This is a genomic window from Nocardia sp. bgisy134 (assembly GCF_965341865.1).
Lineage (GTDB): Bacteria > Actinomycetota > Actinomycetes > Mycobacteriales > Mycobacteriaceae > Nocardia.
This window is the reverse complement of sequence record NZ_CBDQZP010000021.1, coordinates 72650-86003: the sequence shown is the minus strand read 5'-3', so window position 1 is coordinate 86003 and position 13354 is coordinate 72650. Positions and strand designations below refer to the sequence as shown.

At 65.1% G+C, this 13354-nt stretch carries 11 protein-coding genes and 1 pseudogene; 7 read left to right on the top strand and 5 right to left on the bottom strand.

Annotated elements, in window-relative coordinates:
• Positions 1–58: 58 nt before the first annotated feature.
• The 3 genes and pseudogenes from ACRWNM_RS30210 to ACRWNM_RS30200 all read left to right on the top strand — a co-directional run bounded on the left by ACRWNM_RS30210 (position 59) and on the right by ACRWNM_RS30200 (position 2447).
• Positions 59–688 carry a TetR/AcrR family transcriptional regulator gene (locus ACRWNM_RS30210; RefSeq protein WP_431971533.1) on the top strand — a complete coding sequence of 210 codons (630 nt, stop codon included), beginning with the start codon at positions 59–61 and terminating at the stop codon, positions 686–688.
• Between the two features lie 610 nt (positions 689–1298).
• Positions 1299–1556, top strand: a pseudogene (locus ACRWNM_RS30205) (alpha/beta fold hydrolase); the annotation flags it as partial.
• Between the two features lie 219 nt (positions 1557–1775).
• On the top strand, positions 1776–2447 hold the full coding sequence (locus ACRWNM_RS30200; RefSeq protein ID WP_431971532.1) for a TetR/AcrR family transcriptional regulator: 672 nt from the start codon (positions 1776–1778) through the stop codon (positions 2445–2447).
• Here ACRWNM_RS30200 and ACRWNM_RS30195 read toward each other — a convergent pair.
• The 3 genes from ACRWNM_RS30195 to ACRWNM_RS30185 all read right to left on the bottom strand — a co-directional run bounded on the left by ACRWNM_RS30195 (position 2444) and on the right by ACRWNM_RS30185 (position 5443).
• Positions 2444–3415: a CSLREA domain-containing protein gene (locus tag ACRWNM_RS30195; protein WP_431971531.1), complete on the bottom strand. Its 972-nt coding sequence runs from the start codon at positions 3413–3415 to the stop codon at positions 2444–2446. The two genes, ACRWNM_RS30200 and ACRWNM_RS30195, sit on opposite strands and share 4 nt — an antisense overlap.
• Positions 3416–3737: 322 nt before the next feature.
• Positions 3738–4082: a hypothetical protein gene (locus ACRWNM_RS30190; protein WP_431971530.1), complete on the bottom strand. Its 345-nt coding sequence runs from the start codon at positions 4080–4082 to the stop codon at positions 3738–3740.
• A 509-nt stretch (positions 4083–4591) separates the two neighbouring features.
• Entirely contained in the window at positions 4592–5443 is an 852-nt protein-coding gene (locus ACRWNM_RS30185; RefSeq protein ID WP_431971529.1) for a DUF1295 domain-containing protein, read from the bottom strand.
• 177 nt (positions 5444–5620) lie between these two features.
• On the opposite strand from ACRWNM_RS30185, the gene ACRWNM_RS30180 reads away from it, so the two are divergent.
• The gene (locus ACRWNM_RS30180; RefSeq protein ID WP_431971528.1) at positions 5621–6232 is read left to right on the top strand and encodes a TetR family transcriptional regulator; all 612 of its coding nucleotides are present in this window, start codon (positions 5621–5623) and stop codon (positions 6230–6232) included.
• 104 nt (positions 6233–6336) lie between these two features.
• Here the strand turns inward: ACRWNM_RS30180 and ACRWNM_RS30175 are convergent, their stop codons facing one another.
• Positions 6337–7293 carry a TetR family transcriptional regulator gene (locus tag ACRWNM_RS30175; RefSeq protein WP_431971527.1) on the bottom strand — a complete coding sequence of 319 codons (957 nt, stop codon included), beginning with the start codon at positions 7291–7293 and terminating at the stop codon, positions 6337–6339.
• Positions 7294–8502: 1209 nt separating this feature from the next.
• Here ACRWNM_RS30175 and ACRWNM_RS30170 point away from each other — a divergent pair.
• The 3 genes from ACRWNM_RS30170 to ACRWNM_RS30160 all read left to right on the top strand — a co-directional run bounded on the left by ACRWNM_RS30170 (position 8503) and on the right by ACRWNM_RS30160 (position 11211).
• Complete coding sequence (locus ACRWNM_RS30170) at positions 8503–10167, top strand: transposase (protein ID WP_431971526.1); 1665 nt, start codon at positions 8503–8505, stop codon at positions 10165–10167.
• 650 nt (positions 10168–10817) lie between these two features.
• Positions 10818–10940 carry a hypothetical protein gene (locus ACRWNM_RS30165; RefSeq protein WP_431971525.1) on the top strand — a complete coding sequence of 41 codons (123 nt, stop codon included), beginning with the start codon at positions 10818–10820 and terminating at the stop codon, positions 10938–10940.
• A 115-nt stretch (positions 10941–11055) separates the two neighbouring features.
• On the top strand, positions 11056–11211 hold the full coding sequence (locus tag ACRWNM_RS30160; protein ID WP_431971524.1) for a hypothetical protein: 156 nt from the start codon (positions 11056–11058) through the stop codon (positions 11209–11211).
• A gap of 452 nt (positions 11212–11663) precedes the next feature.
• Here the strand turns inward: ACRWNM_RS30160 and ACRWNM_RS30155 are convergent, their stop codons facing one another.
• Positions 11664–13013 (bottom strand): MFS transporter, encoded by a 1350-nt coding sequence (locus ACRWNM_RS30155; RefSeq protein WP_431971523.1) that lies wholly within the window; start codon positions 13011–13013, stop codon positions 11664–11666.
• Between the last annotated feature and the right edge of the window lie 341 nt (positions 13014–13354).

Genomic DNA, 13354 nt, shown 5'->3' with positions numbered 1-13354 from the left:
ACGAGGCGGTTGGCGAGCTCCTGTAGAGGTGCCGAACCGGCTGTTACGATCCCAAGTCGTGTTCGAGAACAAGACGGTTCCGCAGACCTCTGCTCGGCCTGCCCCGGTGCAGCGCCGCGGAATCGAGCGCGTGCTCGCGATTCTCGAAGCCGCCGACGGATTGCTGCGTGAGCAGGGCTACGAGGCTGCCACGCTGAAAGCGATCGGTGAACGGACCGGCATTCCGCTGGCGTCGATCTATCACTACTTCGCCGATCGCAACCAGGTCGACGTCGAGCTGGCGCATCGCCACGTCCGAGAGCTGGATGCGCGTATCGCGGCGGCGCTGGAACGTCGAGCGTCGCAGAACTTGCGCCAGGCCATCGATGTGATCATCGACCTGCTACTCGCGTACTACCGGGAGTTCCCGAGCTTCATCGAACTCTGGTACGTGGGGCGTACTCCTGCGATTGCCGAAGTGGCCCAGGTCTTCGACGACGCGCAGGCCGAGCGGTTGTGGCGCTACCTGATAGACCGAGATTTCATCGACGCCGACACGCCTCGACTCGCCCTCGAGCTTGCTTTCGAAGCGGGCAACAGGCTGTTCGACGTCGCGTTCCGGCGGTCGCCGACCGGCGACCAGGCCACGATCGCCGAAGCGCGACGGCTTGTCGCTGCCTATCTCGAGACCTACGCGCCGAAGGACTGACCCCGCTCGCTGCCCGCGTTGGTCGGCCGAGCCGTTACGATTTCGAATCGTGTTCGACTACTGGCCGGCGCCCAGAGCGACCGCTCGCCCGGCACCTGTGCGGCGTCCCGGGATCGAGCGCATGCGAGCCATCCTCGACGCGGCCGAGGTGCTGCTCGGCGAAAAGGGCTGCGGGGCCGCCACTCTCGAGGCTTCCTCACCCCACCTCGCATGAACTTGATGTCGACTTGAAGTGTCTTGCCGACCCTCATGCTTGTGCGCCATCGAACAGGCGAGGGACATCGGGACACCGGCTCGGTGGCGACGAAGTCTCCGCCGGTTCTGTTCGTGGAGACAAGGGATCGAGAGCCCGCCGCGCGGTCGGCGGGCACGGAGGGAGGAGACCCGAACATGCGTCACGATGACGTCGACGCCGGTGGCTACATCGCGGCGGTTGCCGCTCGGATGAACGAACGGGCGATCGAGGTCAGCGCGACAATTCGCACCTTCCTCGAGGAGGGCATCGTCGAACTGCGGGGTGATCCTCGCACCGGCGAGTTGCTCGGTGCCAGCGTCGAAGCCAACGTCGGCACGGGTCGTCCAGCGGCTGCTCGATCGTCAACTCATGGCTGGATCCGGTGTCGGATACGTCCACCAATTGCTCGCCGGCTCGGTGTGGACGAGTCTGTTCGCTCTTCCGCTCATCCGCCAGCCCACGTTGATCATCGCGGGTACCGACGATCCGATCATTCCTCTCGCGAATCCCCGCATCATGCGGCGACTGCTGCCGCATGCTGTCGTTCACCTTCACCCCGGCGGCCATGTCGACCTCATCATCAATGCCGCGGAACTCGCGCCGGTCATCGAGCGGTTCCGCGAGCAGCGGTGAGCCGAGGCGAGACACCGTTTCCGCGGACCGGACGGACGCCGATGGCGCCGAACCACTTTCGAGGAGCGATCAGGCGCCGCAACCGATCACCATGGCAAACATCGGGCTCGATGCCGATCCGGCGGCGGACCCAGCGGGCAGATGGAGTCGATGGTGGTCGGTGAGCCTGGTCGGCGCCACCTGTCACGCGATATTCACTCTCGTGGCGCTGGACCTGATATGAAGGTGTGGGTGGAACATAAGCAGTTGCTGGAACCGACCCTGACGGCCTTACCGCACGGGCCGCACGGTCTCGCTCGTGATCTGGTGACGGGGTCGCAGCGTCAGCGGCTCCTGTTCGCGGTGACGGTCGTCGTCGCGGAACGCGGCTATCTCACTGTGACGGTCGCGAATATTGCTGCGGCAGCGAAGGTTTCGCGTCGTACGTTCTATCAGCACTTCCCGGACAAGGAAGCGTGCTTCCTTGCCGCGGCCGAGACGGGTCGCGATCTGATGATCGATCATCTCGAGCGGGCGATGACGCAGGTGTTGTCCGAACAGCTGGGGCCCCTCGAGACTCTCCGACGCGGCATTCGCGAGTATCTCACTCTGTTGCGTGACGAACCATCGTTCGCGCGCTCGTTCTACCTGGAAACCGCCGTGGCCGGATCACGCGCGATCGAGTCGTTCGAGCGTTGCCAACACTGGTTTGCCGGATACATCCGAGCGTGGCGTGAAACGGCAGGCCCCGTCGATCCGTCGGTTCCCGATCATGCCTATCTGGCGGTGACCGATGCGACCAACGAGGCCGTCCGTCGAACCCTGCGTGCCGGAGGTGACTTGCTCGAACTCGAGGACACGGTGATGTACATCCACCGCGCGCTGCTCGGGCCGGATTTGCCTGTCGACTAGGACTTGGTTTTGTCCCCGGGACCGGTGAGGTCGCAGGAAGTATCGTCGCTGGTATTGCCACCTTCGGAGACGATCTTCGCGAACACCTTCGCGCAGTTGGCAAGAGCGGTACCGGAGGTATTCGCCGTAATAGTCGAGTTCCGCAATACCACGGTGCCCAGCGGAACGTTGACCCGATCGGTCACCTGGTGGGGGAGGGTGTCGAGGTAGGCCGGCGCCACGTTGATGCCGCCGCCGGCGTCCGTGGCAGAGTTTCCGGTGATCGTCGAACGATCGAAAGTCACCACGCCCCGGCCTCGGACATCTACCCCGCCGCCGCGACCGGCGAATCCACCGGGACGGGACCACTTTTCGGGATTGACCACGCGGTTGTTGGAGATCGTCGAGTCGGTGAAGGTGCAGGTGTTATCGCACCGCACACCGCCCGCCTCGCCGGATGTATTGCCGGTGATAGTCGTATTCTTCGTCTGCAAGTCCGACCCCGGCACGTTGAAGATCCCGCCGCCGTACCCGGCGCTGTTACCTTGAACCACAACGTCATCGAGTACCAGGTTCGACGAATTGGCTATGCCGCCCCCGCCGGTGTCGTAGAACGGGATTTCGTGTTGGGCGGTGACTCCGCCGGTCACAGTCAATCCCGCCAGCGTTACGGGCGAGGCGATACTGAACACCCTGTCGATCCCGTTGGCGTCCAGCACCGTCCGGTCGCGGCTGGCGCCCCGCAGCACCGTCGGCGCGGTGAGGTTCAGGTCTCCCGTGGTCGGATCGGCGTTGCGGCCCTGCACTTTGCTCGGGTCGGGGGGTATCGCCAGGATGTACCGTCCGGCGGGCACCACGATCGTACTGCCTGGACGGGCATTGGCCGTCTGCACCGCGGCGCGCAACGTGCAGGTGTTGGAGACCGTGCGGCATTGCCCGCTTCGGGGGTCGGCCGCGACCTCGTCTGCTGTGGAGTTCACTGTGATCACTCCTGGAGAATCTCCACCAGGCGCGTTGTCGGCGTAGGCCGCTCCGGAGAATCCGACTGTGCTGCCCGCGACTAGGGCCGTCATGGCGACGGCGCGGGCCGCCGCGGCAGATGTGCTTGTCTTCATCAAGTCTCTCTGATCCGATCATGAACATGGAGTAGGGTACGCTCGCGTTCAAGTAGGGAACGCGAATGATTACAACTTTGTAGCAGAATGAAGCACCTTCTGGAGCTTCGCCGAGAATCTTTGTGGCAGCTACCAACTCACCTCAGCCGGGACTACGGCTCCTCGACTTCTTCGAAGACGACTCCGGGTCCGGAGGTCATCCTCGACCTCGCAACTGTTCGTCGAGTGCATGCGCGATGATCGGCAGCATGTGTGGCGCGGTCGGTTCGTCGTGGGTGACTTCGACGCCGTGGCTGATGATTTCGCCGGTCACATAGGGCCGCCGACCGGCTGGACCGGGGCCGTCGGAGGTATCGACGGTCGCGCTGAAATACGCCAAGTCGCCGTCGAATACGGGACGCTGGTATCCCATTCTGGTCTGCGCCGCCGCGCTGTACGACCGGGCGATCCGCTCGATGGTGCCTGCGTCGATCAGCGAAACACCGCCCGGCTGTGCGCGGATCAGATCGGCGGCCTCCTGCGCGGACGCCTCGGCAGGCACATCGTTGATACCGAGGATCGGGCCGAAGGCAGCTTCCGCTGGTGTTCGGTCACCGGGGGCGCCTGATGCGGCCGGACGGTGATGCACTCGACAGAGAAGCCCACTGATTTCGCATCCTCCACGAACTCACCCCGACCCCACCGAGCCCTCAACGACCGCAAGCCCGCAGTTGTCTACGTGTCGTCGACGATGCGGGCGCGGTCCGGTGACTCGCCGGCTCATGATGACCGCATCGACAATCACCCGTCCGGGATGGGTTTATCGACAGAGCATCCTGATACGAATTGTCATAAGGGCCAGGCCGTTCGACCGCAGTCCCATGACGGCCGACCAACGGCCTCGAGGCTCAACTGGTCGGCCATCAAACGATTTCGGCAGACGGTCGACGCCGATCTAGAGCCGGCCTCCGTGGCCCGTCGGGCGGTCGCCGTACTGCGCGTACCGGGACGAGCCTGCCCTGCAGTTCTGGGCGCCGAGTCCCGCCGCCGCGGAGCCGGAAGTCGGCGCCCTCAGCTCACGGTGTGGCTGGCGGATGGCTTGTGGCGACGGAATCCGGGCATGAATCGGTTGGTCTGTGCCTGGTAGTCGCGGTAGCCCGGCCTCTTCTGCGCGCTGTAGTATTCGGCCGGGACAGCGCCGGTGTAGAACACGAGACACCAGTACATGATCGCCGACAGCGCGAACAGTCCGATGGCGGCGCCGATCGACGCGGCGGGCGTGAATTCGTCGAATGCTCGGCGCAGCACCGGCAAGCACAGGACGATGATCGCGTTCCACTGCATCCACTGGAAGAAGTAGTTGGGGTGTCGGCTGTAGTTCCAGAGTCCGACGTCGCAATGCCCCCGCGTATTCGTCGCCGACATCGACCGGACGAAACGGATCTTCTGAAGGTCGGCGACCGACTCCAGCACCCACGACACCGCCCACACGACGATGCCTGCCGCTGCGACTGCGCCTATTCCGGCACCGTCGATCGCGATCACCAGCGCTGCCGGTACCGCCATGACGGTGATGTTCGAGACTGCCTGGACCAGGATCTCGGCCACTAGATCGAGCCGCTCGCCGCCCAGGGTGGCCTTTGCCCACCGCTTTCGCTGGAACCGGTAGCGCGGCAGCTCATGGTCGAGTTCGCCGTGGCGCCAGAGGGCGAGCGCGGCGATACCCATGCGTCCGCCCATCACCAGGAAGACGACGGCCACAGCTATGGCAAGCGGGGATCTGTCGCTCATCGCGAGCGTCAGGACACCGAGGGCAAAGAGTCCCCAGGGCCATGCGATGTCGACATAGGACATCCGGAGAGTGCGCCACCCCGGGATGCAGGCAGCGCCCACGAAGATGACGAACTGGACGCCGAGGTTCACCAGCAGGAAATCCCGCAGCGCTGACTCGGTGAGCATGGCGCCGAGGACGACCAGGGAAGCGAGGGACGGGAGGGCGCGGTTCGCTAGTCCTCGCGCATTGCTCGATGGGGACGGCATGCGCACACGGTAAGATATAAGTTGGCAACTTGCAAGTGGCGCGGTACTAGTCTTCGGATTGTGACCAGAGTCCAGACGAAGCCACGGCGAAGCCAAGCCGAACGACGAGCAGAGACCCAGGATCGGCTGCTGAAGGCGACGGTAGCGATGCTCGTCGAGCAGGGGTTCGTCGCGTTGAGCGCCGCGGCGGTGGCCGCTCGTGCCGGAGTCAGCCAGGGCGCGATGCAGCACTACTACCCGACGAAGGCCGCGTTGGTGAAGGCAGCTCTCGAGCGCATCGTCGAACGTTACGTGGCCGATGTGCGGGCCGAGGTCGGCCCGTTGCCGCCGGGTGCCGGGAGGTTCGAGGCACTGCTCGACTTGCTGTGGGAGGTCCACAACCTGCCGATAAACCGTGCCCTGCTCCAGCTGTACGCCGTCGCCCACAACGATGTGGATGTCGCCGACGTTGCGGCCATGATGGCGAACCTCGCGACTACCGCCGTCGGAGATCTGGCGGGTGAGCTTGTTCCTGAGGTCGCGGCGCGAGACGGCTTCCACGAATGGTTGCTCACCACTCTCGCCACGTTGCGCGGTACCGCACTCCTGGCGGTACCCGGGGCCGAACAGGCCCACCTGGACTGGCCCACACTCCGCGACCGGCTGACGGCCTCACTCCCGTCACCGCCGTAGTCGGACTCCGCGCGCACCGCATGGAAGAGCGCGGCGTTGCGTAAAGTCATTGCGGCCGGGCGGCAAGAGCGCCGTCGGTCCTTCCACCGACCGTTCAGGTTCGGCTACTCGGAGTGAGATCGGGATCCACCGGTATCCCGATGCTCCCTCCGATGGAGCCTGGGCCATGTCGGCTCGGGCCGTGTGTTTCCGCGCATGATGTCGACGGCGAATTGCGCGTATTCGATGGCGATTTGTTGTTGAGAGACGGGGCCGCCAGGGCGGAACCATTGCGGGAGGGACGTGCACATGGTGGCGACAGCGCGGGCGGCTTCGCGCGGGTAGCGGGTGGTGAACTCGCCTGCCTGGATTCCGGCGGCAACTTGGTCGTCGATCATTCGCTGGATGTCGCTGCGCAGAGCGGCGATTCGGGAGCGGCTGGGTTCGTCGAAGCTGCGCATTTCGCTGGCCCCGATGAACGCGAGGTCACTGCGGTGCGTGTGGAACAACGCGAGGGCTTCGACCATGTTGGCGAATCGTTCGACCGCGGTGACGCCGTCGTCGCGGGCTGCCGGGATTCGCCAGTGCAGTTCGGACATTCCAAGGTCGAATACGGCGACGAGCAGGTCTTGTTTGCTCGGGTAGTAGTGGTAGATACCGGCGACACTCATACCGGCGTTGGCCGCGATACTCCTCATCGTCGCGCCGTGGTAACCGGTCTGCAGGAATGCTGCGATCGCCGCGTGCAGAGCTGGATCGAGAACCAGAGGATCGAAGGCGCGCCATGTTTGCCCGTCGCCTGTCGACCGGGCGGCTGATGAGCCGGCGGCGTCGGCGACTGACGGTAGCCGGGTGGCGAGAATGTCGACGGTGGCGACGCCGAGTTCGGCAGCGATCCGGTCGAGCCGGCCGACGGTCAGTGGTGTTTTGCCGTTCTCGATGGCGCTGAGGGTTCCGGGGCTGACTCCGATATTGCGCGCCAGTTCGCGGAGCGAGACTCCGGCCGCCGTCCGAGCCCGGCGCACCAGCTGACCCGCACCGGTGTCGCCGGGACCCTCACTCACGATCGTCTGTTCAGACACGCTGAACATAATACATCGCTCTTGTCCATTCGGATTGCGGAAGTACCGGCGGATCGCTTGACATCCTCGCAGGGTGCGGTGACCATAGTCACTACCTGAACAGCTATCTATCGAACGTCCGGTGAGTGTTCAGCTCTCCTGGTGAATGGAAGGATGCGCGATGGCTGAGACTCCGGCCCCTAGTGGTCCGCTGCTCACCGCTCGCGCGACCGCGTCGGAGGTCATCGGCCCAGTGGTCAACGCGTCAGTACGCCCGGACATACCCACACGGACCTGTTCGCGCCTCGGCGGGACGAGGGAATCTTGTTCCCAGTCGCATCTGGGGGCTGTCGCCATACTTTCCAGGCTCGAGACTGACGGAGAGCCCGTGAGATGTGCGCCGCAGCAGGCCCAGCCTGCTGCGGAACCCACTTCCGCCGTGTCTCCCGGCGCGTACGACTGGCGATCCAACCCTCTTCGCACGGGACTGTCGCGACGAGACCTTCGCTATCATTCGCCGGTTCGCGCACCACCGGCTTCAGAACGGCGAACACGTCGATCCAGTCCTCTGACTTGCGGCGGGCCGCGGGTTGCCGTCGTCGTTCGCAGCAGACAGGTAAAAGCGATCCATATGTTGCTGCCTCTTGCTATTACTGCCATCGCCGGAGGTGTCTCACACTAAACTTGAACCAAGGATTGATCATGAATTCTCACGAAATAGCTGTCAACAGAGCCGGGTTTCATGCCGCTATGGAAGCCCTGATGATGGACGATCCCCATCCCAGTGATTACTTCGAAGACCCCAGTGATTACTTTCGGGATTGCCCCTCACGATGGCTGCGAAGAGCGCTCTACGCGTATGAATGGGCAAAGCGGACCTATCTTACTCAGAATCTTGGTTCCACGCTCCACCAGGAGCTTCCACGGCCGGGCGAAGCTCGTGAAGCTGTCTTACTTCATGAGGCTGGAGAGCAACAAGGACGGACACGGCGATGACTACGTGGCGTTGCCCAGTGTGTAACACCCGCATGCGTACGGAGTCCGACTACAGAAATGGCCGTCATCGCGAGTGTGAGAATGCCAAGCTGAATTCCGAAGACTTGGAAGCTCTGGCTCCGTGGCTCAATCCCCGCCCGTATCTCGATACCCACCCGAGAGCAGAAATTGGGGGATCCTAGGTGGCTGGTGTTTTTCGTGCGGTGACCGGCCCGGGTCGAGCAGAATGCCGGGGTGACGTTGGGGCGTGTGCCGGCTCAGGGTGATCTGTTGCGGTCGACGGTGGAGTTCTGTGCTGGCCGGGTGGGTGAGGACTCGATTTACGGTGTGCTGCATCGGGAATGCGGGCGGTTGTTCCCGGACGAGATGTTCGCCGACCTGTTCACCGATGTGGGGCGCCGGTCGGTGCCGCCGATGATCGTGGCGGTGGTGATGGTGCTGCAGCGGGTCGAGGGTTTGTCGGACCGGGAGGCGGTGGAACGGTTCGCGTTCGACGCTCGGTGGAAGTATGCGGCTGGTGGCCTGGATTTCGACTATCCGGGGTTCGTGCACACCGTTTTGGTGGATATGCGGGCGCGGTTGGCCCGCTCACAGCGGCCGAATCGTATCTTCGATGCCGTGCTCGAGGTGGCACGTCAGGCCGGGCTGGTGGGGCGTCGTCGGGTGCTGGATTCGACTCCGTTGTATGACGCAGTGGCCACGATGGACACCATCACCTTGGTCCGGTCGGCGATCCGCGGCCTGCTGGGCGCAGCCAACGCCGAGCTGGCCGCGGCGTTGCGGGCGCGAGTCACCAGTGGCGACGACTACGCTACCGCCGCGAAGCCAAGCATCGATTGGGACGATGAGGCGGCTCGCGCCCAGCTGATCGACTCTCGTGCCCGCGACGGGTCGGCGATGCTGGTACTGCTGGATGGCCTCGACCTCGACGAGGCGACCGGCAAGGCCGCGCAGCTGCTGGCCACCGTGCTGGGTCAGGACGTCACCGCAGACGCCGACGGGCATTTCGTGATCGTGCGTGGCACCGCGGCCGACCGTGTGATCTCCACCGTCGACCCCGAAACCCGGCACGGGCACAAAACCTCGGCCCGTGGGTTCGATGGCTACAAGGGCCATCTCGCCGTCGATCCCGACAGCGAGATCATCACCGCCACCACGGTCACCCCCGGCAATGCCGGCGACGCCGACACCGCCGAAGAGCTGCTCGCCGACATCCTGCCCTCCGAAGCCGAAGCCGAAGCCGAAGCCGAAGCCGAAGCCGAAGCCGAAGCCGAAGCCGAAGCCGAAGCCGAAGCCGAAGCCGAAGCCGAAGCCGAAGCCGAAGCCGGTGGGCCGGCGGTGTTCGGCGATGCCGCCTATGGGGCGGGAGAGTTGTTGAAACGGTTGGACGACAACGGGATTCGTAACCTGATCAAGGTGCAGCCCTCACCGTCGGTGAAAGGGCATTTCTCCAAGGATCGCTTCGCGATCGACCTGAACGCTGGGACGGTGACCTGCCCGGCCGGGGTCACCGCGGCTTTCGCTGCTCGCACCGGCCGCCACACCGGCATCGCCTACTTCGGTGCCGCCTGCACCGACTGCCCGCTGCGGTCGCAGTGCACCGCGGCGGCCGGTGGACGCACAATCACCATCGGCGCCCACGAGGAATACCTGGCCACAGCCCGTGACCGGCAGCGCGACCCGGCTTGGAAGGCCGACTACCGTGCTACCCGGCCCAAGGTGGAACGCAAGATCGGTCACCTGATGCGCCGCCGCCACGGCGGACGCCGCGCCCGTCTGCGCGGCCGAGTCAAGATCGGCGCCGACTTCGGCTTGCTCGCCGCCGCGCACAACCTCGCCCGCCTCGCCGTCCTCGGAATCAGTTACACCACCAGTGGCTGGACCGCAGCAGGTGCCTGAGGGCGCCGGGCATCCGGCGCCCTCAGGCCAAATTGCCACGGGCACAACCCGAAACGGTCGATAGTTGGCACCACCGCCAGCATGGACCAACCGATCACTCCCGACCGACCCCGCAACACCGCGGCCCGCCGGAGGCCCGTTCGACACCAGCCACCTAGGTCGCGTCTCATGTCGTTGACATTGCCGTGGCAATTTTCTCACCCCTCGGGACTGCGGCGAGAGTGAGGAAGCGGGTGGGCCCGCGGCCCCCGTGGACGCCGAGCCTGTGGTAGCCGGACCGACCCCAGGCGGATTCGCCTCCAGGTGAGAGTGTGTGACACTCTCACCGTCCCGACGACGACGTCGGGTGGTTCACAACGGTGTGGACCTGGAAACGGTTCCGGTCGGGGGGAAGCACGGAAGCCGTTCTGATGACATCCATTTCGCATCGGAAATTCTGGACTACGGCAGTCTGCCCGTTCGGCTACTTTCTCGATCTGCCTGCCACCCAACGCCCTTCGCGTGGCTGCCACGGGTATCGACCTTCGGGTTCGATCTCGTCGGATCGACCTCGAGCGAATCAGGGCGGATATAGCTTCTGGCGATCGATGCCGCGCGCAGGCGCCACAGGAATTCGGGTCGACCGGCGTCGAGTCCGATGAGCTGATCGCGTGGCGTTGATCGACGAGACGATCAACGCCCCCTTCGGACATATCGTCTTCGGCCTGCCTGCGCCCTATCCGATCGGAACAGCGCGGTGGGCGGCTGGCGAGCTCATCACCGCCGCACCGTAAAACGCGGCGGCGCCCGGAACTGGCCGATCCCGCACGCCCGGGCGTCCACGCATGGTCAGAAGGACGACTCCCAGACCGATGCGCTCGCCGCGCGGTCGCCCACACAGAGCGGGTCATGGCCGAGCTCGCCGCCGGCGGACTTGCAGACCTGGACTACGACCGGGTGCACAATCCGGATCGGCCCTTGGTCACGGGTGCGGTGAGCACGGGCGAGCTGCGTGCCGCCATGGGTGTGCTCGGTGCTCCCGCTGTCGAATCCGGTCACCGGTAGTGAGGATTTCGGATTGCTCGGCACGGCGGCGGATTGTCCGTCGGTGTTCTGGCGCCTCGGTGGTGCTGACCCTGCCAGGGTTCACCCCGGCCTATCAGGAACTGCTGCCCGGTGAGGCAGGCTGCCTTCTCGGATGTCCATAAGCCGTTCGCCCCGACGCCCGGGCAGGCACTGGCTCCGGCGATCGCGTCGCTGGTGGCTGTGGCACGCGCGGAACTAGCGGGTGCACAGCAACTCCGGTCTTGATGATCGAATAGCATTGTGAGGGAGGGGTTTTCGCCACATCGCTCTCAGCGGATCCGATCGTCGGCTCTTCGCCGGTGTCGGTTCGCCCGGGAGGCGTCGCCGCGGCGGGTAGGTTCGCGAATTCCGCGGCGACGCCGATGGATAACCCTTCCGAATTTTCGAGCGCCCTGATGAGGGGATTGGCGCTGCCTACCCGGTTCGGAGGGTCAGGGGTGGGCGGTGGCGGGTTCGCCGACGGTAGCCGATGCTGCGTGCGGCACGGTTTCCGGTAGAGCCCACGCACTGGCGAGCGTGCACACGGCCATGACCATCATGAAGGCCGAGACGGCCGCCGTCGATCCGGTCGCGGCCAGCAATGCGGTCATCAGGAAAGGCGTGCCGCCGCTGACCAGGATCGCGGCCAGCTGGTAGGCCAGCGTGATACCCGAGTAACGGATCCGGGGTTCGAACAGTTCGGCCAGATATGCCGCGAGCGGCCCGTATACCAAGCCGGAGCCGATGCCGCTGCCGACCGCGGTGGCGATCAGGATGGCGGTGAGCGAGCCGGTGTTCACCAGCCAGAAGAATGGGAACGCCCACACCGTCAAGATTGCCGCGCCGGTGAGCATGAGCGGACGGCGCCCGAAGCGGTCGGACAGCGAGCCGGCGATGTAGATGACCGGGATGCCCACCGCGGACGACAGCAGAGACACCGTCAGCAAGCCGTTGCGGTCCAGTCCGAGTTCGCGGACACCGTAGTCGAGCACGCCGGCCACGCTGATGTAGAAGATGGAGTTGCTACCGAAGAGCAGACCGGAGCCGAGCAGCACCTTCTTCGAATGCTTGCGCAGCACCTCGAGAATCGGTGCTTGCGCGATCGCGGCCGAGGCCTCGCCTGCGCGAGCCTGGAGGCGGCGGAACTCCGGGGAGTCCTCGATGCGCAGTTGGATGAACAGCACGACCGGGAACAGCAGGGCGCTCGCAAGGAACGGGATGCGCCAACCCCACGACAGGAAGTCCGCGCCTTTGACGAGGCGGGCCACCAGCAGGAATGCGCCCGTGCCGAGCAGCAGACCGAATGGCACACCCATCTGGCCGAATGTGCCCGCCCGGCCCTTGCGGTTCGGACGGGAGGTTTCGGTGAGCAGCAGGGTGACCCCGCCCCACTGGCCGCCGACCGCGATGCCCTGCAGGAATCGCAGGGCTACCAACAGGATCGGTGCGGCCACCCCGATCGACGCAGCGGTCGGTAGTAGGCCGATCGCGCAGGTCGATAGCGCGACCAGGATCAGGCATGCGACGAGCGCGGGTTTGCGGCCGAACTTGTCGCCCACATGCCCGAAGACGAGTCCGCCCAGGGGCCGGGCGATGAAGCCGGCCCAGAAGGTGCTGAACGACAGCAGCGTTCCCATCAGCGGTGAGGCGTTGGGAAAGAACAGCTTGCCGAAGACCAAGGCCGCGGCGGTGCCGTAGATGAAGAAGTCGTACCACTCGATGGAACTGCCGATCAGGCCGGCGGCCATGAGTCTGCGCAATTTCTTCTGGTCCGGGGCGGCGGAGACCGGGGTCGGCGTCATCGCTATCTCCAAGGGTGGGGTGAAGGAACCGATGTGACTGCCGTCACTGTCGGTGGTCGAACCGTACTTGAATATGGCGTCAAATTCAATGGGTTTCGCGGCTGTTGTTTACCGTTCCCATCAGGGGTGGAAGTGGGTCAGCTGTCCAGGGCGGGCGACGGTGGGCGGGCGTGTGGACGCGCGGCCGATCGCGGGAGGCGGGATGCAGAGTTCTCCTCGATGAGCTCGTTTGCCGGCATTGATGCCAGCACCTGTGGCCGTGCCGGGAAGATTCATTGGACTGTGCTGCACGCAGCGGGAGGCGACCGGTCTGGGGCTGGGTTCGGGTAGTGCTCCACCGA

What these genes read in the sequence shown, in the direction of transcription:
- ACRWNM_RS30200 (WP_431971532.1), top strand. Translation starts at nt 1,776, where the DNA reads ATGAAGGTGTGGGTGGAACATAAGCAGTTGCTGGAACCGACCCTGACG.
- ACRWNM_RS30160 (WP_431971524.1), top strand. Translation starts at nt 11,056, where the DNA reads ATGGCCGAGCTCGCCGCCGGCGGACTTGCAGACCTGGACTACGACCGG.
- ACRWNM_RS30155 (WP_431971523.1), bottom strand. Translation starts at nt 13,013, where the DNA reads ATGACGCCGACCCCGGTCTCCGCCGCCCCGGACCAGAAGAAATTGCGC.